Source organism: uncultured Thiohalocapsa sp. (assembly GCF_913062725.1).
Taxonomy (GTDB): Bacteria; Pseudomonadota; Gammaproteobacteria; order Chromatiales; family Chromatiaceae; genus Thiohalocapsa.
Genome location: NZ_CAJXWY010000028.1, coordinates 1 through 24,030 on the forward strand (window position 1 = coordinate 1; position 24,030 = coordinate 24,030).

The 24,030-nt window shown below is 67.1% G+C and carries 21 protein-coding genes; 10 read left to right on the forward strand and 11 right to left on the reverse strand.

Annotation, left to right across the window (positions count from 1 at the left end; all coding sequences use genetic code 11):
* The 3 genes from QZ588_RS09365 to rsmA all read right to left on the reverse strand — a co-directional run.
* Positions 1–200, reverse strand: a 200-nt coding sequence (locus tag QZ588_RS09365; protein ID WP_295542049.1) for an FkbM family methyltransferase, incomplete at its 3' end; no start/stop codon positions are given.
* 453 nt (positions 201–653) lie between these two features.
* A complete protein-coding gene (lon, locus tag QZ588_RS09370) occupies positions 654–3,077 on the reverse strand; it encodes an endopeptidase La (protein ID WP_295542051.1) in 2,424 nt (807 codons plus the stop codon).
* 129 nt (positions 3,078–3,206) lie between these two features.
* Positions 3,207–4,082: a 16S rRNA (adenine(1518)-N(6)/adenine(1519)-N(6))-dimethyltransferase RsmA gene (gene rsmA / locus QZ588_RS09375; protein WP_295542053.1), complete on the reverse strand. Its 876-nt coding sequence runs from the start codon at positions 4,080–4,082 to the stop codon at positions 3,207–3,209.
* A 352-nt stretch (positions 4,083–4,434) separates the two neighbouring features.
* On the opposite strand from rsmA, the gene QZ588_RS09380 reads away from it, so the two are divergent.
* Positions 4,435–5,769 (forward strand): AarF/ABC1/UbiB kinase family protein, encoded by a 1,335-nt coding sequence (locus QZ588_RS09380; protein WP_295542055.1) that lies wholly within the window; start codon positions 4,435–4,437, stop codon positions 5,767–5,769.
* 290 nt (positions 5,770–6,059) lie between these two features.
* On the opposite strand, the gene QZ588_RS09385 is transcribed toward QZ588_RS09380, so the two are convergent.
* The gene (locus QZ588_RS09385; RefSeq protein WP_295542057.1) at positions 6,060–6,536 is read right to left on the reverse strand and encodes an EVE domain-containing protein; all 477 of its coding nucleotides are present in this window, start codon (positions 6,534–6,536) and stop codon (positions 6,060–6,062) included.
* Positions 6,537–6,780: 244 nt separating this feature from the next.
* Here QZ588_RS09385 and QZ588_RS09390 point away from each other — a divergent pair, with 244 nt between their 5' ends.
* Positions 6,781–7,398, forward strand: a complete 618-nt coding sequence (locus tag QZ588_RS09390) for a hypothetical protein (protein ID WP_295542059.1) — start codon at positions 6,781–6,783, stop codon at positions 7,396–7,398.
* Between the two features lie 120 nt (positions 7,399–7,518).
* A complete protein-coding gene (locus QZ588_RS09395) occupies positions 7,519–7,875 on the forward strand; it encodes a hypothetical protein (protein ID WP_295542061.1) in 357 nt (118 codons plus the stop codon).
* A 34-nt stretch (positions 7,876–7,909) separates the two neighbouring features.
* Here the strand turns inward: QZ588_RS09395 and QZ588_RS09400 are convergent, their stop codons facing one another.
* The 5 genes from QZ588_RS09400 to QZ588_RS09420 all read right to left on the reverse strand — a co-directional run bounded on the left by QZ588_RS09400 (position 7,910) and on the right by QZ588_RS09420 (position 14,695).
* Positions 7,910–10,354 (reverse strand): DUF4407 domain-containing protein, encoded by a 2,445-nt coding sequence (locus tag QZ588_RS09400; protein ID WP_295542063.1) that lies wholly within the window; start codon positions 10,352–10,354, stop codon positions 7,910–7,912.
* A 4-nt stretch (positions 10,355–10,358) separates the two neighbouring features.
* A complete protein-coding gene (locus QZ588_RS09405) occupies positions 10,359–10,649 on the reverse strand; it encodes a hypothetical protein (protein ID WP_295542065.1) in 291 nt (96 codons plus the stop codon).
* Positions 10,650–11,039: 390 nt separating this feature from the next.
* Positions 11,040–11,966: an isoaspartyl peptidase/L-asparaginase family protein gene (locus QZ588_RS09410; protein WP_295542068.1), complete on the reverse strand. Its 927-nt coding sequence runs from the start codon at positions 11,964–11,966 to the stop codon at positions 11,040–11,042.
* 141 nt (positions 11,967–12,107) lie between these two features.
* Positions 12,108–13,214, reverse strand: a complete 1,107-nt coding sequence (locus QZ588_RS09415; RefSeq protein ID WP_295542070.1) for a peptide ligase PGM1-related protein — start codon at positions 13,212–13,214, stop codon at positions 12,108–12,110.
* Between the two features lie 449 nt (positions 13,215–13,663).
* Entirely contained in the window at positions 13,664–14,695 is a 1,032-nt protein-coding gene (locus QZ588_RS09420) for a hypothetical protein (RefSeq protein WP_366929551.1), read from the reverse strand.
* 676 nt (positions 14,696–15,371) lie between these two features.
* On the opposite strand from QZ588_RS09420, the gene QZ588_RS09425 reads away from it, so the two are divergent.
* Positions 15,372–16,010 carry a lytic transglycosylase domain-containing protein gene (locus tag QZ588_RS09425; protein WP_295542073.1) on the forward strand — a complete coding sequence of 213 codons (639 nt, stop codon included), beginning with the start codon at positions 15,372–15,374 and terminating at the stop codon, positions 16,008–16,010.
* An 82-nt stretch (positions 16,011–16,092) separates the two neighbouring features.
* Here QZ588_RS09425 and QZ588_RS09430 read toward each other — a convergent pair whose 3' ends face one another.
* Positions 16,093–17,376 (reverse strand): nucleoside transporter C-terminal domain-containing protein, encoded by a 1,284-nt coding sequence (locus tag QZ588_RS09430; protein WP_295542075.1) that lies wholly within the window; start codon positions 17,374–17,376, stop codon positions 16,093–16,095.
* A 390-nt stretch (positions 17,377–17,766) separates the two neighbouring features.
* On the opposite strand from QZ588_RS09430, the gene QZ588_RS09435 reads away from it, so the two are divergent.
* The 6 genes from QZ588_RS09435 to pgi all read left to right on the forward strand — a co-directional run bounded on the left by QZ588_RS09435 (position 17,767) and on the right by pgi (position 22,933).
* On the forward strand, positions 17,767–18,342 hold the full coding sequence (locus tag QZ588_RS09435; RefSeq protein ID WP_295542076.1) for a thioredoxin family protein: 576 nt from the start codon (positions 17,767–17,769) through the stop codon (positions 18,340–18,342).
* 34 nt (positions 18,343–18,376) lie between these two features.
* Complete coding sequence (locus tag QZ588_RS09440) at positions 18,377–18,679, forward strand: acylphosphatase (RefSeq protein WP_295542078.1); 303 nt, start codon at positions 18,377–18,379, stop codon at positions 18,677–18,679.
* A gap of 31 nt (positions 18,680–18,710) precedes the next feature.
* A complete protein-coding gene (gene sfsA, locus QZ588_RS09445; RefSeq protein WP_295542113.1) occupies positions 18,711–19,412 on the forward strand; it encodes a DNA/RNA nuclease SfsA in 702 nt (233 codons plus the stop codon).
* Positions 19,413–19,503: 91 nt separating this feature from the next.
* A complete protein-coding gene (locus QZ588_RS09450; protein WP_295542080.1) occupies positions 19,504–20,445 on the forward strand; it encodes a hydrogen peroxide-inducible genes activator in 942 nt (313 codons plus the stop codon).
* 240 nt (positions 20,446–20,685) lie between these two features.
* The gene (locus QZ588_RS09455) at positions 20,686–21,105 is read left to right on the forward strand and encodes a rubrerythrin family protein (protein ID WP_295542081.1); all 420 of its coding nucleotides are present in this window, start codon (positions 20,686–20,688) and stop codon (positions 21,103–21,105) included.
* A gap of 187 nt (positions 21,106–21,292) precedes the next feature.
* Positions 21,293–22,933, forward strand: a complete 1,641-nt coding sequence (pgi, locus tag QZ588_RS09460) for a glucose-6-phosphate isomerase (RefSeq protein WP_295542083.1) — start codon at positions 21,293–21,295, stop codon at positions 22,931–22,933.
* A gap of 201 nt (positions 22,934–23,134) precedes the next feature.
* Here pgi and QZ588_RS09465 read toward each other — a convergent pair whose 3' ends face one another.
* Positions 23,135–24,016 (reverse strand): TauD/TfdA family dioxygenase, encoded by an 882-nt coding sequence (locus QZ588_RS09465; RefSeq protein ID WP_295542085.1) that lies wholly within the window; start codon positions 24,014–24,016, stop codon positions 23,135–23,137.
* Between the last annotated feature and the right edge of the window lie 14 nt (positions 24,017–24,030).

Genomic DNA, 24,030 nt, shown 5'->3' on the forward strand with positions numbered 1-24,030 from the left:
CGGCGCAGTCGCTCCGCGCAGTCGGGCAGCGGCTCGACGTGAACGCCGCGCCAGCCGCGCTCATAGAAGGCTAAGCTGACCGAGCACTCGCTGGGGTCGTACGCGCCGATGTCGATATAAAAGCCTTGGTCGACGTGGCCGAGCGCACGCCACAGGACAACATCTTCGAAGTTTTGCGCGTGGGAGACGATGCCTTGCACGGCTGAGCGATGGTGGACTGTTTCGGCCGAGGGGTACCGTCGCCCCTCGGGTATGTGAAAAGCTCGCGTTACGACAACGACCTGCAGCCGAGCGTCTCAAGCTGTACCTTCGCTGTGGTTGGACGCGACATACCTAAACCTACCAGTCTGCATCGTCTCCCGTCGGTTTAGCAAGCTTCGGCTCGGACAACGGCAGCACGGCTCGATGGCGACGCAAAGATGAGACGTTCACTTGTGCTGAGGCCACTTCCGGTATCGCCTGCCCCAGCTTTGTTATGTCGCCCGGTTTCGCAACGTCATCACCGGCGAAGTCATGGTCAAGTAGCCACAACACGCCGCCTGGGGGCTCGGCATCGGGCCCCGCGAGCAAGGCCGCCGACGGGCGGCTTTTTCGTGCCGGGCCGCAGGACCGCCGCGGCGCGCCGCGGTTGGGGTGATCGTGGCCCTGACCCGTTACCTGTTCCCGAACAGCAGCGGCTCCACGTCCGCGAAGCGGCTCACGAAGTGGACCTTGAGTCCTTTCTTGACGTGCTCCGGTACTTCGTCGTATTCGCCCTCATTGTCCACCGGCAGGATGATCTCCTTGATGCCGGCGCGCCGCGCGGCGATGAGCTTCTCGCGCACGCCGCCGATGGGGAAGACCTCGCCGGTGAGGGTGAGCTCGCCGGTCATGGCGACCCGCCGCACCGGCTGTTTACGGGCGAGTGACAAGAGCGCAGAGGCCATGGTAATGCCAGCGGAGGGGCCGTCCTTGGGCGTGGCGCCGGCGGGCACATGCAGATGGATGAAGCCTTTCTCGAAAAAGTTGGAATCGGCGCCGAACTGGCTCGCGTGGCTGACGATATAGCCGTAGGCGATTTCGGCGGACTCCTTCATGACATCGCCCAGCTGCCCGGTCAGCTTGAAGCCACGGCTGTACTCATGCGTGCGCACCGCCTCGATGGAGAGCGTCGCACCGCCCATGGCAGTCCAGGCGAGACCCGTCACCACACCCGGGCCGCCGAGCTTGCGCTCGTCGCGGAAGACGGGGCTGCCGAGGTAGCCCTTGAGCTGCGCCTGCGTCACCTCGATCGGCGTCGCCCCGCCTTCGAGCAGCCGCACCGCCGACTTGCGCACGATCTTGCCGAGCTGCTTGTCCAACCGGCGTACACCGGCGTCGCGCGCATAGCCCTCGATGAGCGCGCGCAGGGTCTTGGTACCGATTTTGACCGTATGCTTTTCGAGGCCGGCACGCTCGAGCTGTCGCGGCAGCAGATACTTCTTGGCGATGGCCAGCTTCTCGTCGGCGATGTAGCCGGCGAGCTGGATCACCTCCATGCGATCGAGCAGCGGACCCGGGATGGTATCGGTCTGATTGGCGGTACAGACGAAGAGCACCTTGGAGAGATCGAAGCGCAGATCGAGATAGTGATCGAGGAAATCCCGGTTCTGCTCCGGGTCCAGCACCTCCAGCAATGCCGAGGCCGGGTCGCCGTGGTAGCTGGCGCCGATCTTGTCGATCTCATCCAGCATGATGACCGGATTCTCGGTGCCGGCGTCCTTGACGGCCTGGATGAACTTGCCAGGCATGGCGCCGATATAGGTACGGCGATGGCCCTTGATCTCGGCCTCGTCGCGGATGCCGCCGACGGAGAATCGATAGAAGCGTCGCCCCAGGGTATCGGCGATGGAGCGCCCGACGGAGGTTTTGCCGACCCCGGGTGGCCCCACCAGCAGGATGATGGAGCCCGCGATCTCGCCCTTGTGGATGCCCACGGCGAGGAACTCCAGGATGCGATCCTTGACGTCGGCGAGGCCATAGTGGTCGCGGTCCAGAATACGCCGGGCGCGCTTGAGATCCAGCTTGTCGGCGCTGTCCACACCCCAGGGTAACAGGGTGATCCAGTCCAGATAGTTACGGGTCACCGAATACTCGGGTGAGCCCGGCTCGAGGACGGATATCTTGTCCATTTCCTCGTCGACACGCTTTTGCGCCTCGTCAGTGAGCTTGAGCTTCTCCAGGCGTGCCTTGAATTTATCGATCTCGGCGGTGCGATCATCCTTGGCCAGGCCGAGCTCTTTCTGGATGGCCTTGAGCTGCTCTTTCAGGAAGAACTCGCGCTGCTGCTTCTGCATGCGCTCTTCGACGCTCTGGCGGATCTTCTGCTGCGCGCGGGCGAGCTCCAGCTCGTTGTTCAGCAGGACCAGGACCTTCTCCATGCGCTTCATCAGCGGCACCGCCTCGAGTACCTCCTGCAGTTGTTCCTTGCTGGAGGTGGTGAGGCTGGCCGCAAAGTCCGCCAGATGCGACGGATCATCCGGCCCGAAACGGTCGAGAAACATCTTCAGCTCCTCGACGTACAACGGGTTCAGCGGCAGTAGCTCCTTGATGGTATTGATGACTGCCATGGCATAGGCTTTCACCTCACCCTCCGGCTCGTGGCGCGGCTCTGGCAGGTAGTTCACGCGGGCGCTGAAGGGCGCCCTGCGATTGACGAAGCCCTCGATGCTGAAGCGCTGCAGGCACTCCACCAGCACCTGCAGCTTGCCCTCGTCTTCGGCGACACGGTGCACCCGACAGGCGGTGCCCACCCCATAGAACTCGCCGGTGTTGGTGTCCTCGGAAGACTCGGCGCGGGTGAGCACGACGCCGAGGATCTTGTGCTCGCTCTTGCCCACCTGCAGGAGCGTGCTGCGCCAGTGCTCTGCGTCCATCAGCAGCGGTACCGCCTGTCCCGGAAAGAATGGTCGCGAGGCCACCGGCAGCAGTGGAATCAGCCCCGGCAGCACCTCGGAGGCGCGGGCGAGCTGGCTGGCGTTGTCTTCGGCGTCCGGCGTGTCGTCGGCGGCATCGATGTGGTGGTCCCGGGGGTCGTCTGGAGCAGGGATGTCGTTCATGATCGAGGGGGGTCGCTGTTCCGGCTTGTGCCGTCGGGGTCACGGCGCTCGCCGGGTCATTCAATGGTCGTGACTGCCGGTCCCGCGTCGCCGCGAGTTCCACTAATCCGGCGAATTAGCCCGACAATCTCAGGGATTAATGTCAGGAATGCAACCGCTGTCGACATCGCGCGGGGCTTCGACGGCGGCATTGGCGAGTCGGGCGAAATCCACCACTGCAATCTGTTCTGCCCGGGCTCCGGGGTCCAGCCCGCAGCGCTTCAGCAGCGCTGGCTGCACGAGCCCACGCAGGCTGTTGCTGAGGCGCTTGCGGCGCTGCGCGAACGCGGCGGCGACGATGCGCGCGTGCAGCCCGGCGTCGACGATGACCACCGGTGGCGGGCGCAGCGGCGATAGCCGGACCACGGCGGACGCGACTTTCGGGGCGGGCACGAAGGCACCCGCGCCCACCGCCAGCACCCGCTGCACCGCGCAGCGGCTTTGTACCATCACCGAGAGCCGGCCGTACACTTTGGAGCCGGGGGCGGCGACCATGCGATCGACCACCTCCTTCTGCAGCATCAGGTGCATGTCGGCGATGCAGTCCATTTGCGCGAGAAAGCGAAACAACAGGGGTGTGGAGATGTTGTAGGGCAGATTACCGACGAGGCGCAGGCGCGCACCCGCCGCCGCCGCATTGGCTGGCAGCAAACCGCATAGGTCGAAGGTGAGGGCGTCCGCCTGGTGCACGTGCAACCGGCCGAGACCCGCCAGGCGCTCGGCGAGGGGTCCCACCAGGTCGCGGTCCAGCTCGATGACGTCCAGCGCGCCGGCGGCTTGTAGCAGACCGGCTGTCAGCGCACCGCGGCCGGGGCCGATCTCCACCAGATGCTGCCCCGGCTTGGCCGCCACCGCGGTGAGGATGCGGTGGATGATGCCCGGATCGTGCAAAAAGTTTTGTCCGAAGCGCTTGCGCGCGCGCTGTCGCGCGTGCGGCTGCTGGGTGGCCTGGGGTGGATCGATCATGGCATGGGCTCGAAACAAGGGCTGCGGACTCCATCCGGCATGCGGGGCTCCGAAGGCGATGCGCCATACGCGGGCGCCGACGGGGTTGCTTTAAGGGTAGCGCGTCGCACCCGCAGGCGTTGTGCGGCGCACCACATGGCCCGGCCACAGGCGGCCGGCGCCCGACATCATCCCGTGCCGGTCGCCAGGGCATGGTGCTGGCACGCTCGTTGGGGTCGCGGCGGCCTGGCCGACGCGCATCATCAATGCCCGCCGGCGGCTGTGCAGGTAGGGTTGCCGTCCAGCCTTGACGCCTGCATCTGTAGGCAAAGCCTTTTCAACCGGGGTCGCGTACCTCGACAGGAGCCGAATCATGTCCGCAGCCATCGATCCACCGAGCCGTGCCGGTCGCAACGTGCCAAGTCGGCGCCTGAGCCGTCTCTGGCACATCGGCCGGGCCACCACGGACCTCGCCGCCGGCGTCGGCGTGCGCGGCATGATGGAGTTGGCGCGCTCGCGCCGCAGCGGCGAGGTCGCACGCATTCAGCTCAGCCCCGAGGCCACCAAGCGCTTCACCGATCGCCTCGCGCGCATGCGCGGTGCCGTGATGAAGATGGGCCAGCTCATGTCCATGGACGGCACGGACATGTTCACGCCGGAGGCGGCGGCGATCATGGCGGAGCTGCGCGATCGCGCCGAGCCCATGCCGCTGAGCCAGCTCAACAGGGTTTTGGAGACCGAATGGGGTCGCGACTGGCGCCGGAACTTCCGGCGCTTCGAGTTCCAGCCCGTCGCCGCCGCCAGTATCGGCCAGGTGCATCGGGTCGAGACCAAAGACGGCCGCCGGCTTGCGCTGAAGATCCAGTTCCCGGGCGTGCGCGAGAGCATCGACAGCGACATCGACAACCTCGGCTTCTTCGCGCGCAACCTCGGCATGGTGCCCAAGGGCATGGACATCGGGCCGCTGCTGGAGGAGGCGCGGGTGCAATTGCACCAGGAAGCCGACTACGCCGCCGAGGCCGCCGCGATGATGCGCTACCGCGCGCTGGTGGGGGACGATGCCGATTTCTTCGTGCCCGCGGTGCACAGCGATCTCAGCACCGACCGCATCCTGGCCATGGACTTCGCCGCCGGCGTCTCCATCGACCATCTGGCCGACAGCGGCTACAGCCGCGCCGAGCGCGACCGCGCCGCGAGCCTGTTGGTGCGCCTGATGATTCGCGAACTGCTCGACTTCGGTCTCGCGCAGACCGACCCGAATTTCGGCAACTACCTCTACGATCCTCAGACCAAGCGCATCGTGCTGCTGGACTTTGGCGCCGCGCTGCCGGTGCCCGGCGGGATCGCCGAGCAGTACCTCGCCCTCGCCCATGGGGCGCTCGCGGACGATGTCGACGCCCTGCGCGCCGCATCCATCGGACTCGGCTACATGGCCGCGGACGCGGATGCCGCCACGGCCGAAGCGCTGGTGGCCATGATTCGCCTGTCCGCCGAGGTGCTGCAGCCCGGGGTTTACGACTTCGGCAGCTCCGATCTGTTCGAGCGCCTCTATGTCAAGGGCCGGGACATGTATATGGACGAGGTCTTCAATCATCTCCCCGAGCCCATCACCATGTTTCTGCAGCGTAAGTTCGCCGGCATGTTCATGCTGTGCCGGCGCCTGCGCGCCCGCGTCGACCTGCGTGCAATGCTCGACCCATATCTGTGAATGCGAATCACCGACGCATGGGCAGCCCGCGCGACGGCGCCCGCACGCGGGCTCAGGCCTGAGCCGCGAGCATTGGCTCCGTGCACCGGTGCGGGACAGTCGGGGTCGATCCAGGTTCGTCGCATCCGGATGCCCGTTGGTTCCGGATTGGCTGGCGGCTGGGCGGGGTCTCGACAGCGGGGGCTGTCGTGAAAACGACAGCGACGTCGACGCGGCGTTTCCCGCCAGCCGTCAATCAACCAAGCGGATTCTCAGACGACAGTGGATGCACGAAAGATCCCCTCCGGGCCCTACTCCAAATCGAGGATCAACGCCCACTGGGCTTCAGTCACCGGCATGATGGATAACCGGTTGCCGCGACGCACCAGCGGCAAGTCCGCGAGCGGGCCATCCGGGTCCCGCTGCCCAAGCGCCTTGAGCTCCGTGAGCGTGATGGTGCGCCGCAGGTGCCTTACGTACTTGAGATCCACCATGAACCAGCGCGGATCGCTGGGATCGCTCTTGGGATCGTAATACTTGGCGTCGGGGTCGAAGGCGGTATGATCCGGGTAGCCCTCGCGCACGACTTCTGCGATGCCGACGATGCCGGGCGCCTTGGTATTGGAGTGATAGAAGAACACCGTGTCGCCGACGCGCATGGCGTCGCGCATCATGTTGCGGGCCTGATAGTTGCGCACGCCGTCCCAGGGCTCGGTTTGGCTTGGTCGGGCGGCGAGGTCGTCGATGCCGAAGGCATCGGGCTCGGATTTCATCAGCCAGTGAGCCATGGCGGGCTTGTCTCCGTTGGTTGCGGGCGGCCGCAGACGCGCCGCTGTAGCGATCATGCGCTCCGGGCGCCGATGATATACGACCGGCGGCGGCGGTCGGTAACGGCAGAGCCCGGCGGCATTCTTCCCTATACTCGACTTGCTGTGGCGCAGCGGTACCGGGCCCGATCGGTGACAACCCTCAGGGCAAGACAGTCTCGGTGCGCCATGGCTCAGTTTCGATGACACGACAGGAGAAGCAGTCATGACTAACCAACGCGCCATCGCCGCCGCCCTTGCGGCTCTGTTAGGTGTCGGCCTCGGTGCCGGTAGTGCGCAGGCGGTAGACTTCGGCGAGATGATGAATCCATCCAAGTGGTTCGGTACCAGCAAAGATGATCCGCCGGCGCAGCCCATGCCGCCGCAGCTCTACCCCAAGGTGCCGCCGACACCACCGACCCCAGCCCAGCCGGCGGCGGCGCAACAAGCGCCACCACCGCCGGCTCCCGCGCAACAGCAGGCGCCGATGCAGCCCCAGCCCCAGGCGGCGCAACGCCAGGGCCAGGCGCCAGCGCCTCAGGGCTATGCGCCCGCACCCGGCTATGCGCCCGCACCCGGCTATGCGCCTGCACCCGGCTATGCGCCTGCACCCGGCTATGCGCCCGGTTACGGTTATGGCAATCCCCAGGTTTATGGCGGCGGCTATCCGCCGCCGGCTTACGGGCCCATGCCCGGTTACGGGCCCTACGATGGTCCCCAAGGTGGCTATCCACCGGCGTACGGACCGGGCTACGGTGCCCCGGCCGAGGCGGGTAATGGCGGCTTCAACCCCATGAACATGATGCGCGCCCCCATGCGCATGATGGGCGGTGACCAGGACTAGCGCCGCCGGCGTCGGCGCCATTGCCTGCGGTAACCCGCATTTGTGCCCGGCGCCGATGCGACCCATTGTCGCCATAGACCGTTGGACTGACACAAGACCGCTGCCCGAGATTCACCCGCCATGGAGCAACGCCCCAGTATCAAGACCGCCCTGCCGAAGCACCGCTACGACATCAGCGATTACAGCGCGACCGTGCTCGGCGACATCGACACCGACGACCCCCACCCTTACCGCTGGATTCTGGCCCTTGTGCCCATGGGCCGCCAGGAGCCGACGCTCTACATCTGTGCCCAGCGCGCAGCGCCGGAGCGCTCGGCGACGGGCGAGTACGATTTGCGGGTGGTATCCGAGGCACTGACCGACGTCGTCGATACCGCCGACCGCTGGGGTGATCTGGACGTTTTCACGGACCAGGCGCTGGATCTGGCCTGCCAGGTGCTCGGCCTCAAGCAGGAGATGGTGATCAAGCTGATGTGAGCGCCCGCGAGCGGCCCGACCAACGTCCTCTGGCTCAGGCCCCCCGCGCAAGCAATAGCTGATCCAGGGTGCCGCGATAGCGCTCCACGCTGGCGCCGAGTCCGGCGAGCTCCTGTTCCATGGCGGCGATGCCCGCCGAAAGATTGGCGGCGGCCGCGCTCGCACCATCGCGCTCGGCGCAGGCGGCCCGTTGTCGCCGCTGCAGACGCCCCAATGCGCGGCCGACCCGCTTGCGCTCCCGGATAGCGCGACGCCGCCGGCGTGCGGGCGCATCGCCGGCGAATGGCAGACTGGCGGCGGTCTCCGGCGCGCCGTGCGTATCCACGAGCATACGCAGCGCGTCGTCGTGCACCTTGAGCGCCTGCTCGCGCACACCGAGCTGCTGCAGTTCTGCGTTCAGCGCCGCGGCGCGGTCAGCGTGCTCACTGCGCCGGGTGCGCAGGTCGGCGAGCCCTGCGCGCAGCCGCGCCTCTGCCTCGCGTTCCTGATCCAACAAGCTGCGGGCCTCGCGCACGCGGCTTTCGTGGGCCGCGGTCTCATGCTCGGTGCGTTGCATGTCACCGCGCATTGTCAGCTCGCGCTCCTTGAGCCGGCGCCGATCGTCCAATGCCATCTGCTTGCGCCTCGACTGCTCGCGTGTCCGTTGCTCCTCGCGCGCGCATTCGCGTCGGCGCAGATCAAGCGCCGCCTCGGCGGCGGCGCGCTCCTGCGCCCAGGCGGCGCGCTTGTGGCTCAGCTCTTCATCCAGGCGCTTGTGCTCGGTCTCGGCGCGGCGCTCCATGTCGGCGAGGGCGGTCTCATGCGCCTTGCGGGCCTCGGCGCGCTTGTGCGCCAGTTGCTCCAACTCGACATCGGTCTCAGCGCACAAGCGCCGCTCGGTTTCGCGGGCCTCGAGCGCGAGCGTCTGCTCCCGGGCGGCCAGCTCCGCCTCCTGGCGCCGGCGTTCCAGGTGTAGCCGGGCGTCGATGTCGTCCCGCCGGCGCGCGAGCAGCTCCGACTCATAATGGTCGTCCGCCAGCAGACGCTTGAGCCGCGCCTGCGCGGCGTGCACGGACTGGAAGCGCGCCGTATAGCCCTCCGGGTCTCGCGCCCAGCGCTCCCAGAGGCGTGCAAAATCCATGGGCGAGAGGCGCCGCGCCGGATCGTCGTGGTCGTCGAAGCCGGGGATATGGTCGAGGCCGCCACGGAGGTACTTGCGGTAGTGCAGCTGCACGTTTTCGTTGTAGTAGGCGTGCACCGCCAGCGGCTCGAACAGCTTCAGCGCCAGCAGGGCGAAGAATAGAATGCCCAGCGCCGCCTGGGCGAAGCCCTCGACAGACTCGAAATGCGGCACGCCCGCCTCGGCGGGGCTGCTTTTCAGATCCGCGAGGGCCTTCGAGCGGGCCGCGAAGGTGAGCTTGGGCGGCATCGCCGGCGGCTGCTCCGACGCCACTTCGGCGCTGATGCGCTCCACCAGCGCCGCCTGCTCCCGGCGCACCGTCTGCAGGGCATCTGTACGCTTGCCGAGGCGTTGTTCCAGCTCGGCGATGGTCGTCAGCACGCCGGCGAGGCGCTCGTCGCGCCGGGCTTGGATCTCCGCGAGCTGCGCTTCCAGCAGGGTGGCACGCTGGTCCCATTTGCGGGCTTCGGGGCCATAGCCCTCGGGGCGGCCGTCGCGGCCGAGCACCTCGTCGCCGACTCGCTCACGAGCGGCGGCGAGGTCGCGGGTCAATACCTCGATCTGCGGCGCGAACTCCGCTTCGATCCGCTCGCGGCGCTCGCGCTCCGCCGCCAGCGACGCCTCCAGGCGGGCGATGTCCTGCTCCAGCGTCCGCACTCGCCCGAGCAGGCCCTCATCGCGCTGCTCGGCGCGGGCGCGCACCTGCTCGCGCAGGGTCGCGTCGCGGGCCTCGTAGTACCGCTCCACCCGGGCCTGGTGCCAGGCGGCGATGTCATCGGCGCGGATCAGCTTCTCGATGAAGGGCGCCGTCACGTACAGGGAGATGGCGACGATGGCGATGCGCACGGCGATACCGGCATACCAGCGTGCCACCGGGCCAACGCCGCCGCGCTCGTCCAAGGTGTGCCGGCGCCGCCGGGCAAACGACGGGCGCTCTGACATGATGAGCGATGCGTCCACGATCCAGACGATGGCGAACAGCAGCACGAACATGAACGCCGCCACCGGCAGCCGCAGCCAGGCGGCGGCGGAGGGGACCAGCGAGGCGCCGACGGCGCCCCAGACGAAGCCCTCGATGCTGGCCATGAGCAGGATGACGACCCAGGCGGAGCCGAGCCAGGCCCGCGCCGCCGGGGTCAGCAGGCTGCGACCATAGGGGCGCAGCGTGAAGATATCCAAGTGCGAGGGCCGGCGCGCAAAGCCGGTGTCGTCGGCGACGCTGGTGTCCGTGCCGCGTGGTGCGCTGCGCTCTGCACCGCGACGTGCCAGCGCGTTTCGCAGCGCGGCGAGCGGCCGGGGGCCTTGGGCGTTGGCGTCCATTGCGCTAGGCCACGTAACGCAGGTCGCGGGTGTGGACCAGCCTGTGGATCTCGACGTCGTCGGCCTGGGTTTCCCGTATCCAGTCCGGGCCGCTGAGCCCAAGGTTCAGGGGACCGCGGTCCGGGTGGTGGGCCCTCGCTTGGGCGCGGACCGGGGCAAGACGGATCGTCGGGCCGTCGATATTCGGACAGGAATGACGCCTGTGTGGCGTGATGTGCCAGCCCGCCGGGGCGGCGTGCCGGATGCTGGCCTGCGCCAGCCTGCCCTGGGGCATATTGCGCTGCAATGGGGGCATGGGCATGCGGATGCGGCGGTGATTGCCGGCTCGCGTTGCTGCTGCTCGACAGTATCACCGATCCGTCGCCACTAAGTCCGCTGCAAGACCGACAGACGTTGGCTTTGGCACAACAGACGGTGCCATGAAACTTGCCGAAAGGCGACAGGCGAACGAGGCTCACGCTCGGCAGGGTTTTGATGGCCAACGCCTCAACGGGGTACGTCTGCAATCGGCGACGGCCGGCATGGTGGCTGGCTTGGGTGCTGGCAGGCGCTGCGCCGCGGCGGCGTCATTTGCACCGACGGTGCCGGGCAAACGGCGCTCAGATGCGTGTAGAGCGGCGCTGGCACGAGGCCAAGCGGCGGTCGCGCGGCGCGCGATTCCTGGGTCTGCGGCGTTGCCCTGAGATCAGAATCGGCAGACGGTCTCGCCGCCATGCTCGATCCAGCCATGGATCATCTTGGGCGTGGTCATGCCACTGGCGCAGTGACCGGCGCCGTCGATGCAAATGACGCCGCCGCGGCCTTTGACCTTGCGGGTGAGATAGCCGATGCCGTAGTCCACGGCGCCGGCGGCGTCGACGCCGCTGAATTCGATGGCGTCGGCGATGGTCTTTGCGAATACCGTGCGCATGAATTCTTCGCCATAACCGGTGGCGGAGACGGCGCAGGTGGCGTTGTCGGCATAGACCCCGGCACCGATGATGGGAGAATCACCCACACGGCCCATCCGCTTGTTGACGATGCCACCGGTGGAGGTTGCCGCCGCGAGATTGCCCTCGCGGTCGCGGGCGACGGCGCCGATGGTGCCGTATTTTTGCGCATCACCGTCCTCATCGTGGTCCAGCATGATGCGATGGCGTAACCGTGCCTGCTCCAATTGCTTGATGCGATCGGGGGTGAAGAAGTAGTGATCCGGCGTCAGCGGCATGCCACAGCGTTCGGCGAAGTGCAGTGCACCTTCGGCGATGAGCAGCACGTGCTCGCTGCCGTCCATGACCAGCCGGGCGAGCTGCACGGGGTTGGCGATGTTGCCGATGGCGGCGACGGCGCCGGCGGCGAGATCGCGGCCGTCCATGATGCCGGCGTCCATCTCCACTTTGCCGTTTTCGTTCAGGACCGAGCCACAGCCGGCGTTGAACAACGGATCATCCTCCAGTTGGGAGGCGCAGGACTCCACCGCCTCGACGGCGCTCGCACCCTGTTGCAGCATGCTGCGGCCGTGCTCCAGCACGACACGGATACTCTCCAGATAGCGCACCGCAATGCGCTCGTCCTTGACGTTATCCAGCGCGCCGGCGCCGCCGTGGACCATGAGAGAGAAGCTGTTTTGCATGCCCTGCTTGACCTCGACGCCCGCGGGGGCGCCTGTTGGGGGTTGCCGTGGTGCGGTGCTGATGAGGGTAGGGCGCCGGTGGCGCCCATGCGCTCGAGCCGAGGATGGGGGCGGTTATGGCGAAGCCGAAGCTGCCCCGTGTCAGAGCCGTGACAGCAGCGCCTCCTCCAGGCGCGCCTGCGTGCTCTCGTCGCCTGCGATGAGCACCAGCAGCTTGCCGACCAGAATGGGCCCCCAGTTGACGAGGACGATACCGGTACCCGTGGCAGGATCGTATTCGATGCCGCTCAGATCCAGTGCGCCGAGGCTGCGGTGGCGCGTGTGGTAGGCCTTTGCGAGCCAGGTATCGATGCCGAGCTTATGGGCGATGGCAGTCGGATAGCTGGCGCCGTTGTAGCGCGGGTTGCATTCGATGGCGAGATAATCCGGCCCCTCGGCACCGTCGACGACGGCCACATCGAAGGCAAACACGCCCCGCATACCTTCGTCATGCAGCCACTGCGCCATGGGCTGGACACTATCCCAGGGGGTATGGCGGGCCGGATGGCGATTGCCCTGGTGGACGCAACCCTTGAGCACCTGCTCGGTCGCCGCGAATCGCTCGACCCCCCGCGCATCGCTGCGGAACTGCAAATTCAGGAAGATATCCGTGACCACTTCCTGCTGGATCTGCACCGGTGTATCGGGCGCGAATTCATCCATGGCCGCTCGCAGCGCCGTAGCGTCGCCGCAGCGATGGATGCCAACACCCGACACGGAGACTGCGGCTTTCAGGTAGCAGGGATAGGGTGCGGCGGCGATGTCCGCCTCGGTGATGGCATCGATCCTGGCGAAGGGACGGGTGAGCGGCACGGGCACCGCGAGCCGCTCGGCGATGTCCATGAAGATATTCTTGGAGTTGATGGCCGCGACGGCATCCAGCCACGGCCGGTTGGGCCGCACGGCGTGCTCGTCTGGTCCGAAGAAAAAGACGGAGACGTCATGGTCCGGGTAGTCCGCCAGCCGCGCGTGGCTCAGGTCCCAGAGCACGTCCGTGGTGTGGCTGAGGCCGATGCGACGATAGTGATCACTGATGGTGTCCCACTGCCCGGCGAGCTCGGGGTGCAATTGCAGCACATCGCCGGGCTCACTCAGGCCCAGGGCGCGTCCTGAATACAAGTCGTTGCCAACCACGCCGTCGGCCGTGCAGCCCATGATGTCGTGATTGAGGATCCGTCGCGGCTGATCCGCGCCGACGTTTGACGCCAAGGCTGCCCCCCATTGCGCTGATGCTGCGCACGTATCGCTTGCTGTGATTGCCTTTGGGCTGAAGGCAAGAAAGATGCCGTTGACGCAGCCACGCCGGGGCTCTCGTGTATGTCCGGCGCTTTCGGGTTTTCGGTTGCCGCGCCTTTCAGTGGTGGCTGGCGCGGGACATCGTGGCCACATCCCCGTCGGTTTCATGACGACGGTCCTGCCGTCGAGACCCGCCAGCCGCCGCCGCATCCACGCCAGGGTTGCCCCCGACAGTGATCTGTGCCAGGCAAAGCCAGCGCGGTGCGGTCCATGGCGGTGCGCTGGGGCGGGTCTTTGCACCCCGATGGGTCATTCCGATGCGGCGATGATCGAAGCCGACGTGCGCGCCGGGATGTGTCCGCGGGTGTTTCGGCGTCGCCCCGAGCCTGCGGTGTCCGCCGCTGATGATCGGCGTCTTCGTCTCAGCGGTACGGCGCTTCACTGCCCGCGGCGGCGGGACCGGGGGCGGACGACTCTGCTGCGTTGGGCGGGGTATCGAGAAAGCTGCGCCGGAAGCGGTCGCATTGATCGATGAGATCCCGGGTGCTCTTCGGCATGGGAACCCGCGCGCGCACGATGTGACTGACGAGCGCCGTGCCAACCTTGAGGATACGGCTACCTTCCTGGGCCTCGTGGATCGCACGGAGCGTCGGCGCCGGGGGCAGGTGCGGCTGCACCCGGCAGAGCCTGTCGCTGGCCACCACGAAGGCGGGCCAAACCGTGAAGATCACCGGGTCGGTGCGCAGGATCTCGGTCTTGCGCTTGGCGGCGTCGCCGAGATCGTCGAGCAGCGGGCGCAGCGCCGGTAACTGGGTACTCCCCTCGAAGGTGGCGGCGATGGTGGCGGTGATGCGGTCGATGTCGCGCATCGTCTGCGCGATCTTCACGTAACGGCTTTGATAGAAGCTGGCGATGGGCTGGCTGAAAGCCTTGAAGGGCTCGCCCCAGAGCTCGTCGATGCCCTCGTCGCCGCCGCGGTGGCGCACCAGCCGGCCGAGCTCCAGGGCCTCGAGCAGGTAGTCGCCGCACTCCTGCATCAGGGCGCCGTCGGGCTCCACCTGGACGCCGTCGGCCTGCAGTTCCACGAGTTTCGTGAAAATGCCGGTGGCGCGGTTGAACAGGGCGCCGGCGAGCATGGCGCCGTTGACCCGCTTGCGCTCCGGGTCGGTCTCGCGCTCGTAGGCGGCGCGAGCCTCCGCGAGGCGCATTCCGGGGATATTGATGCCGTGCTCTAAGTGATTGAAAAGCCTGCGCGTCAGCGCCTCGATCAGCGCTTTCTTGGCCTGAAGGCTTTCCGGTGGGGGCTCGTAGTACTTGATCCAGTACCCGTCCATGTAGATGCAAGTGCGCCCGCGCACCTCGGCGATGGTGCCGTTCCTGGGGCTGTCGTCAGCCCTGTCGTCGGTGTGCGCAATCGCGCCCTCGACGGCGCCGTTATCAAGCTCCAACTGCATGGTGAGATGGGTTGCTCCAACGCGACGGCGGTGGGGTTCGGTGGGGTTGATCCGCGCATTCACCGACGGGGTGAACCCTGAGATGCGAATCCGGTCAAGCCGGCGATATTTTCGATCTTGTCAGCGCGCGATTGCAACCGCGCAAACAACCGATAGTTTGTGCTGCAAGCCTCTGAAAGGCTATCGATCGTCGGTGCCAAAGGTCTAAAATGACCAAACGCCAGACCACCGTTGGTCCCGTGGCACCACCCGCGCGCCGCGAGCCGTCTGCCTCGTCGGCGGTCGTGATGGGCGGCTCGTGCCCGGCGGCCGGCGTGCTCGAAACGCAACTTACCAAGAGTCAATCGTGCAACCAACGACGCCTCGAGCCCAGCAACCGTCAGCCAGCAGCAAGGCCCCGGGATGCGATGACGGTTTCATTGCAGACGCCGACGCGGCTGCCTGGCGGAGAGGCACGCAGCGCCATAGGCGGAGCAGCGGCCACGCCGCGGTCGGTACGCCTTGGCCAGGTTGTTGGCGCGCCATCGGCCGCGTCGCCCTCGTGCTCGGTGTTGTCGCCGGCACCGCCCTCGCGGCGCCCGCTGACGGTTCGCCGGGCGCCGGGTCCGCTGATAGCGTCGGCGGGCCGCGGGCGTTGCCACAACCGCCACAACGTCCGCGGCCGAGCCGAGCAGCCGTGGACACGCTCATCGACCACTATGCCCGGCGCCACGGCCTCGAGCTTGATCTGGTGCACGCCGTGGTGCGGGCGGAGTCCGCCTACGACGCCCACGCCGTCTCGCCAGCGGGTGCAGTCGGCCTGATGCAGATCATGCCGGAGACCGCGGCGGACTATGGTGTGCGCTCGGCGGCAGCCCTGTTCGACGCCGATACCAACGTGCGCATTGGCACTCGCCACCTCAAACGTCTCGTGTCGCGCTATGGCATCGGCAAGGCCGTGATGGCCTATAACGCCGGTGAAGGCGCGCTGGCGCGCCACGGCGGCTTCGTCACCTTCGCCGAGACCCAGCGCTACACCCATCGCGTACTCACCAGCTACCTGAGCCGTAACGGCGTCGACGCGTATTCCAGCGAGGCGCGGCGGATCACTGGCATCACCCTCAGTCCGGCCATGGCCAACGCCGGTGCCGGTAAGCACCGGGGACTGAGCCGGCGTGAGCAGGCCAGACGCATGCGCGGCGTCGACTTCTCGTCACTGTCGCTCAGGGTGCGTCCCTCGCTCAGTGAGCGCGCGCTCGATCCAGCCGCACTCGAGGCGGGCCCGGAAAGTCAGCCCATGTTCGTGCTGGAGCGCCCGTCCGGTAACGCGCAGTGATCCCCGGCGCGCCAGGGGTGCGTCGAGGATCGACGTCATGGATGGCCTGACTGCCCTGCGACGCTGTGATCAGCGCCCAGCATTACTCCACGAGCACAAGACCCACCCATGCGGCCGTCATCAGCGTGGCCAGGGTGCCAGCGAGAATGGCACGCAGCCCAAGCGCCGCCACCTCGCTGCGCCGCTCGGGCACGAGGGTCGTGAGCCCACCCAGCATAATGCCGAGGCTGGCGAAGTTGGCGAAGCCGCAGAGGGCGTAGGTCATGATGAGTCTGCTGCGCTCGCTCAAGGCGTGCTCGGGCAGTGCCGCCAGCGCCATGTAGGCAAGCAGCTCGTTGAGCACCGTCTTGATGCCCATCAGCCGAGCGGCCTCGGCGGCCTCCTGCCAGGGAATGCCGATCAGCCAGACCACCGGTGCGAACAGCCAGCCGAGCAGGCGCTCCAGGGTCAGGGATGCACCCGCCACCGCTGGCAACAAGTCGAGCACCGCGTTGGCCAGGCTCACCAGCGCTACCATGACGATGAGCATGGCGATGATATTCAGAAGCAATGGCAGCGCATCCAAGGCGCCACGGGTGATGGCATCCATCGACCCGGCATAGCGCTGCGCCACCGGCGGGGTGTCGTCATCGTCCGCGGGCGTCGGTGGCTCGCTGCGGGCGGCCGGCACCAGGATGCCCGCGATGACCAGCGCCCCCGGTGCGTTGACCAGCGACGCCGTCAGGATATGGCCGAGCGCGTTGGGCACGGCATCACCGATGAGGGTTGCGTAGAGCACCATCACGGTGCCGGCGATGGTGGCCATGCCGGTTGTCATGAGCGCGAAAAGTGCGCTGCGGTGCATGCCGGCGAGGTAGGGCTTGATCAGCAGCGGTGCCTCCACCATGCCGACGAAGACATTGGCCGCGGCGCCGACGCCGAGGGGCCCGTCGACGCCGAGACTGCGCCTGAGCAGCCAGGCGAAGCCGCGCACGATGGCTGGCAGCACGCGCCAGTGAAACAGCAGCGCCGAGAGTGCGCCGATGACCAGCACCAGCGGCAACGCACGGAATGCGAGCACGAAATTGTTTTGTGCAAAGGCCACCTCAAACGGGGCGGCGGCACCGCCGAGATAGCCAAAGACGAAGCTGGTGCCGGCTTCGGTGGCCTCGCTGAGCGCGAGCACCAAACCGTTGAAGGCCACAAAAATCTGCTGCGCCGCCGGCAGCTTCAGCAGCAGGAATGCCAGGGCGAACTGCAGCGTCAGCCCCCCCAGCACCAACCGCGCGCGCACCGCGGCACGGTTCTCGCTCAAAACCCAGGCGCAGGCCAGCAGGCCAATGATGCCGAGGGCGCCACGTGCGCTCTGCGGCAGCAAGTCCGTCATGTTCGGCTCCATGTGCGGTTTGGTGGAGCAGGCGCGGCTCGCCGCGTCGCTTGCGGCGGAGCGCGCCCCGGCCGCCGCCCTGTGGGCGCCTGCGGTGGCCACCGCCGTGGCGATGGCGCCCCGGGTATCAGGGCAGCACGCAGCGAGCTGCCGGCGTTGCGGGGCGTGGTGGGCGCAGCATGGTTGACGCGGTTATACTCGACGGTCACCCATTCGAAGCCCGTCGCTCAGGGCGGCTGGCGGCGGGTATCCACAGCTGTGCTGCTGGCGTGCAGCCCAACGTCAGGTCTGCACGGCGTCTTGCGCCTGCCGTCCCGCCAACGCCCCAAGCGTATCCGCGACGGGTCCGTTCTGTGGAGCCTAACCGATGGTCCAGCCTGGAGCCCAGCCATGACTCAGACGCAGATGCCTCATTCGCGCCGGAGCCGGTCCAACCCGTTGGCGGTTCTGTTCGCTCTGCTCGTGCTCAGCGTCGGTGCGGCGCACAGCGATGCAGCCGTCAGCCGCGACCCTGGCGAGTATTTTTTTGATCAGACCTTCGGCGACTTCACCGAAGAGCTTGCGCTCGCGCGCGAGGAGGGGAAGACGGGCATCCTGCTGATGTTCGAGATGGACGAATGTCCGTTCTGTCACCGCATGAAGACCACGGTGTTGAATCAGCCGCGCGTGCAGGATTACTTCAAGGCACATTTCCTGATCTTTCCGGTGGATGTCGAGGGCGATATCGAGGTGACCAACTTCAGCGGAGAGACCAAGGCCCAGAAGGACTTCGCATTACAGGACCATCGCGTGCGCGCCACACCGGTGTTCGCCTTCTTCGACCTCGATGGTAACCTGGTGGCGCGCTACACCGGTGCCACAGGCAATGCAGAAGAGTTCCTGCTCCTCGGGCGCTACGTCGTGGAGGAGGCTTACCAAAACACCACCTTCACCAAGTATAAGCGCGCACACGCAGGGGACCGGTAGGCGTTGCGCTCGCCAGCACCCAGAGGCGACGGGTATGACTGCCAAGACCACATCGCAACATCACGATCACGCCATCTGCCTGCGCTGCATCGTCGCAGGACACGTGCAGGGGGTCTTTTTCCGCGCCTCGACACGCGAAGAGGCGCTGCGGCTCGGGGTGACCGGCCACGCGCACAACCTGCCCGATGGCCGCGTGGAAGTGTTGGCGTGCGGTGAGCCGGACGCCGTCAACGCCCTGCGGGAGTGGCTGCGCCGTGGTCCGCCCCAGGCGCAGGTGACCGGCCTGGCCTGCGAAAGCGTGGCCTATCAGGCCTTGAGCGGTTTCACCGCCGGCTGAGACCGGAGCGCCGGCGCTGAAACTGCCCCCGCTGCACGCCGGTCGCATGTGGGCCCGACCGAATCGGTTCGTCGCCGAGGTCGAGCTCGGCGACGGCGGGCGGGTCAGTGCACACGTAGCAAACACGGGGACGATGCTGTCCTGTTGGTGTCCGGGCGCTGCGGTGCAACTGTCGCAGGCCGACAATCCCCGCCGCAAGCTGCGCTGGACGCTCGAGCGCGTGGACATGGGCAACGGCTGGGTGGGCGTCAACACGCAGCGTCCGAACCAGGTCATGGCGGAGGCGATCGCCGCCGGCCGCATTCCCGAGCTTGCGGGCTATCGGCAGCTGCGCCGCGAAGTGTCTTTCGCCGCTGACGGTGGCGACAGCGGGCGCATCGACATCGCGCTGGAGGCGGGCAGCCGGCCACCCGCCCTGGTCGAGGTGAAGAACGTGACCCTGCTCGATGGCACCTATCTGCGCTTTCCGGACGCAAAGACCGAGCGCGGACGCAAGCACCTTGCCTTGCTGACGGCGGCCGTGGTCAGCGGCCGCCGCGGTGTCATGCTGTTCGCCCTGAACCGCGCCGAGGGCGAGCGTTTCGCCCCCGCCTGGCACATTGACCCGGCCTACGGCGAGGCGCTGCTGGCCGCCGCCGCCGTTGGGGTCGAGATACTCGCAGTGCGCATGGTACACGATACGGATGGTATCGATGCCGGAGGTTCTGTGATGCTGGATCTCACGCCCCCCTGATTCAACCGCTAAGTCCCAGGCACCGATGGCCACGTTTCGCAGTCCCGCTGCGGCGTCGGCATCGGCGAAGCAACCGGCGAGATCCTGATCGATGACGCTGAACGAACTGCGCTATGTCGTTGCCGTGGCCCGCGAGCGGCATTTCGGACGCGCCGCCGATGCGTGCTTCGTCAGCCAGCCGACCCTGAGTGTGGCGGTCAAAAAGCTCGAAGAAGAGCTCGGTGTCATGCTTTTCGAGCGCGGGACCGGCGAGGTCAGCATCACCGAGACCGGCGCCGCCGTCGTCGCGCGCGCACAGCGGGTCCTGGAGGAGGCCGAAGGCGTGCTGGCGGTGGCCCGCAGCGGGCGCGACCCGTTGGTGGGCCCGCTGCGCGTCGGCGCCATCTACACCGTCGGGCCCTATTTGCTGCCGCGCCTGGTGCCGGCGCTGCGGGAGTCGGCGCCGCAGATGCCGTTATTGATCGAGGAGAATTTCACCGCTGCGCTCGCTGACCGACTGAAGCAGGCACAGCTCGACGTGATTGTCATCTCGCTGCCCTTCGATGAGCCCGGCATCCGCACCCTGGCCTTGTATGACGAAGCCTTCGTGGTGCTGCTGCCCGGCGATCATCCCTGGGTGGCGCGAGCGGCGATCGAGCCTGCGGCACTGGCCGCAGAGCGAGTGCTGCTGCTGGGGCCGGGCCACTGTTTTCGCGACCAAGTCCTGCAGCTTTGCCCCGAGTGCGGCAATGGCGGCATGGAGGGCCCCGAAGGCTTCGGTCGTGGTCTTGAGGGCGGATCGCTGGAGACCATTCGCTGCATGGTCGCAAGCAACGTGGGCATCACGGTGCTGCCCATGAGTGCGGCGCGCGAAGATCGGCTCGGCGGTCGGATCGTCTGTGCACGGCCCTTCGCAGGCGTTGCACCCTCGCGCCGTGTGGCGCTCGCTTGGCGCAAGTCCTTTCCGCGCCGCGGTGCGATCGAGGCGGTGGCGGCGGCTGTGCGCGCTGCGAATTTGGGCGATGGCATCGCCATGGAACCGACTGAGGGGTAGCGCAATCGAAACCCGTAGGCAGATAAAATTTCACTATCGGCCCCATTGAAACAAACAATTGCTACCCCCCACTGCGGGGGGTAGTGTGCGGCGGCAACTTGCAGCAGCGTCGGTGGTTCAACACGCCGGCGTCGCAAACACCAACGCGGGCAGCCGCCAACGCCGCCGTTGTCAGGCCAGTCGATCGACGGCGCCCGCATCCCTGAGCATCGCTCAGCACGCAACCCAGAGGATCCGTATATGGAGCTCAAAGGCAGCAAGACCGAGCAAAACCTGAAAGACGCCTTCGCCGGCGAGTCCCAGGCCAACCGCCGCTATCTGTACTTCGCCTCCAAGGCCGACGTGGAGGGCTACAACGACGTCGCGGCCGTTTTCCGCTCCACGGCCGAGGGCGAGACCGGTCATGCCCACGGTCACCTGGAGTACCTGGAGCAGGTGGGCGACCCGGCCACCGGCCTGCCCATCGGCGGCACCGACGCCAACTTGCAGTCTGCCATCGCCGGCGAGACCCACGAGTACACCGATATGTACCCGGGCATGGCCAAGTCCGCCCGCGACGAGGGCTTCGACGAGATTGCCGATTGGTTCGAAACCCTGGCCAAGGCCGAGCGCTCGCACGCCAACCGCTTCCAGAAGGCGCTGGACAACCTGGACGCCTGATCCCGCCGGCGGCGAGTCGCCGATTGGAGTCGCTCCGGGCGGATATGCTATACCCGCCACGGGTGGCCTTTGGCACGAGTCAAAAGGGCGCGTTGCGCCCTTTTTTGTGCTCGGCCGCAGCGGGCGAACAAAGGCTTCCCGGACAAAAGGCTTCCGCGACTATCCCGGCAGGAACGAGGTTGTAAACATGGCGCTCATCGACTCCTCCACGGCCTGGCAGGCCCTCGGCGCGCACTGGCAGCGCATGGCGAACATCCACATGCGCGATCTCTTCGCCGCCGATCCCACTCGCGGCGAGCGCCTGTGTGCGGAGGCCGTCGGCGTGCACCTGGATTTCGCCAAGCACATCGTCACCGACGAAACCCTGGGCTTGCTCTATGACCTCGCCCGGGCGGCGGAACTGGAGGCTTGGCGCGCACGCATGTTCGACGGTCGGCATATCAATAGCACCGAGGATCGCGCCGTGCTGCACGTGGCGCTGCGCAACCGCTCGAACCGGTCGATCGCCGTCGACGGCAGGGATGTGATGCCCGATGTCAATAATGTTTTGGCGCGCCTGCGAGCCTTCAGCGATCGCGTGCGTGGCGGCGACTGGCAGGGCTTCACCGGACGGCCCATCCGCGACGTGGTGAACATCGGGATCGGCGGCTCCAACCTGGGCCCCAAGATGGTTTGCACTGCGCTGACGCCGTATCAGTCTGAGGCCCCCAGGCCACATTTCGTCTCCAATGTCGACGGCACCCATTTGACGGAAACCCTGAAGGGGCTGGATCCGGCGACGACGCTCTTCATCGTCGCGTCCAAGACCTTCACCACCCAAGAGACCATGACCAACGCCCGCAGCGCCCGGCGCTGGCTGGTGGACGGCCTCGGCTCCGAGGCGGCGGTGCGCAACCACTTCGTCGCCGTTTCCACCAACGCCGAGAAGGTGGCGGAGTTCGGCATCGATACCGAGCACATGTTCGAGTTCTGGGATTGGGTGGGCGGTCGCTATTCGCTGTGGTCCGCCATCGGACTGCCCATCGCGCTGGCCGTGGGATTCGAGCACTTCGAAGCGCTGCTCGCCGGTGCCCATGACATGGATGAGCACTTTCGCACGGCGCCGTTGGAGACAAATCTGCCCGTCATCCTGGGGCTGCTGGGGGTCTGGTACATCAACTTCGCAGGTGCCCGGACCCATGCCATCCTGCCATACGACCAGTATCTGGAGCACTTCCCCGCCTACTTTCAGCAAGGCGACATGGAGAGCAACGGCAAGCACGTCACCCGGGATGGCCAGCGTGTGAGCTACGCCACCGGCCCGGTGGTTTGGGGCCAGCCCGGCACCGACGGCCAGCATGCCTTCTACCAGCTCATTCACCAGGGCACCGAGCTGATTCCCACGGACTTCATCGCCCCCCTCAAGACCCATAACCCCGTCGGCGACCATCACGCCAAGCTGCTCGCCAACTGTTTTGCGCAGACCGAGGCGCTGATGCGCGGTCGGACGCTCGAGGAGGCCCGCAACGCCATGCTGGCGGCGGGCCTGGACCCTCGCGAGGCCGCGCGGCTCGCCCCCCAGCGCCAGTTCGACGGCAATCGGCCCAGCAGCACCTTACTGGTGGAACAGATCACCCCTCACACACTCGGCGCGCTCATCGCACTCTACGAGCACAAGATCTTCACCCAGGGCGTCATCTGGGGCATCAACTCCTTCGATCAGTGGGGCGTGGAGCTGGGCAAGCAGCTGGCGGGTGTCATCCTCGGCGAGATCGAGGCGGGACGGGTTACGGCTGATCACGATACGTCTACGAGCGCTCTCCTGCGCTATTACCTCGAGCGGCGCTGACGGTCTCCGGGACGGGGCTGGCCGGCCGTCCGGCGTGGCCGCCTCTCGGCGGGCAGGGCGGACGGCGAACGCCGGCAGGTGATCCTGCGAGGGCTGGGGCATGACCACCGCCCCGGCTATTGCGCGAGCCCGCGCCGGGCGGTGGATGCCCGCCGCCGGAGGCGCTCGCAGCCTTGATTGATGGCGCTGGGGCAGGCGCGCTCAGTGCCCGGCGATGCGTTCGTAATACCGCCCGCGGTAGAGCAACCGGGGCTCTCCCGAGTCCTGGAACCGCGTGCGCGTGTGCAGCACGTTGTTGCAGATGACGCCCCAGCCGGATTCCAGGCGCAGTCGCATCACCGGCGTGTCCGCGGCGGTGAGCACCTCCCGCAGCGCGGTCACCGCGGCGGTGGTGGCGGCGTCGTCTCGCCATTGGATATTGCGCTTGCGGTCGGTATAGCGCATGGCGAGGCCGCCCTGTTCGGTGTGCATGAACACGGGCCCGGCGCAGGCGGGCCGCAGGACTGTGCCATCGACGCTGTTCGCCGGAATAGTCATGGCGCGGGCGTGCATCAGTGCGCGGATATGCGCCGGATCACGGTCGCGCAGACGCATGTAGACCACCTCGGGATCCAGCAGGGCATTCTCGCCGCCCGCCGCCGCCGGGCGGACGCAGTGCAGGATGAAGGCGCGGATCTGGCGCTGTGGCGCGTTGTAGTACCCATCCGTATGCCAGGCGATGGGCTTGTCCGTGTAAGGAATGAACCCCCGGTGCAGCGCATCGGACTGGATGGTCACCGCGGTGATGGCGTCCTCGTCGGCGCCGGGGTTGTGATCCAGGCTGTGTAGGCCAAAGCGTGCGCCGAGGCGGCGCAGGATGGCCTTATCGGGATCATCGCCCACCTTGCTGCGATAGACGGCCATGTTCCAGCGCCGGCAGCGCTCACGGATGGCCGCGGCTTCCGTATCGGTGAGCCGGCGCGGGTCGCCGACCTCCACCAGCAAGTCCGCCGGCGCCGCGGGCAGATCCGCCAGCTTGGCATCCCGCCACCGGCGGTAGGCGTCATCGTTGGACAGCGAAAAGGGCGTCACGTCGGAGGGCATGAGAAGCGTCGGTC

Bases quoted from the DNA above. Each gene is read 5' to 3' on its own strand.
- lon (WP_295542051.1), bottom strand. From the start codon at position 3,077: ATGAACGACATCCCTGCTCCAGACGACCCCCGGGACCACCACATCGAT.
- rsmA (WP_295542053.1), bottom strand. From the start codon at position 4,082: ATGATCGATCCACCCCAGGCCACCCAGCAGCCGCACGCGCGACAGCGC.
- QZ588_RS09380 (WP_295542055.1), top strand. From the start codon at position 4,435: ATGTCCGCAGCCATCGATCCACCGAGCCGTGCCGGTCGCAACGTGCCA.
- QZ588_RS09385 (WP_295542057.1), bottom strand. From the start codon at position 6,536: ATGGCTCACTGGCTGATGAAATCCGAGCCCGATGCCTTCGGCATCGAC.
- QZ588_RS09390 (WP_295542059.1), top strand. From the start codon at position 6,781: ATGACTAACCAACGCGCCATCGCCGCCGCCCTTGCGGCTCTGTTAGGT.
- QZ588_RS09395 (WP_295542061.1), top strand. From the start codon at position 7,519: ATGGAGCAACGCCCCAGTATCAAGACCGCCCTGCCGAAGCACCGCTAC.
- QZ588_RS09400 (WP_295542063.1), bottom strand. From the start codon at position 10,354: ATGGACGCCAACGCCCAAGGCCCCCGGCCGCTCGCCGCGCTGCGAAAC.
- QZ588_RS09405 (WP_295542065.1), bottom strand. From the start codon at position 10,649: ATGCCCCCATTGCAGCGCAATATGCCCCAGGGCAGGCTGGCGCAGGCC.
- QZ588_RS09410 (WP_295542068.1), bottom strand. From the start codon at position 11,966: ATGCAAAACAGCTTCTCTCTCATGGTCCACGGCGGCGCCGGCGCGCTG.
- QZ588_RS09420 (WP_366929551.1), bottom strand. From the start codon at position 14,695: ATGCAGTTGGAGCTTGATAACGGCGCCGTCGAGGGCGCGATTGCGCAC.
- QZ588_RS09430 (WP_295542075.1), bottom strand. From the start codon at position 17,376: ATGACGGACTTGCTGCCGCAGAGCGCACGTGGCGCCCTCGGCATCATT.
- QZ588_RS09435 (WP_295542076.1), top strand. From the start codon at position 17,767: ATGACTCAGACGCAGATGCCTCATTCGCGCCGGAGCCGGTCCAACCCG.
- QZ588_RS09440 (WP_295542078.1), top strand. From the start codon at position 18,377: ATGACTGCCAAGACCACATCGCAACATCACGATCACGCCATCTGCCTG.
- QZ588_RS09450 (WP_295542080.1), top strand. From the start codon at position 19,504: ATGACGCTGAACGAACTGCGCTATGTCGTTGCCGTGGCCCGCGAGCGG.
- QZ588_RS09455 (WP_295542081.1), top strand. From the start codon at position 20,686: ATGGAGCTCAAAGGCAGCAAGACCGAGCAAAACCTGAAAGACGCCTTC.
- pgi (WP_295542083.1), top strand. From the start codon at position 21,293: ATGGCGCTCATCGACTCCTCCACGGCCTGGCAGGCCCTCGGCGCGCAC.
- QZ588_RS09465 (WP_295542085.1), bottom strand. From the start codon at position 24,016: ATGCCCTCCGACGTGACGCCCTTTTCGCTGTCCAACGATGACGCCTAC.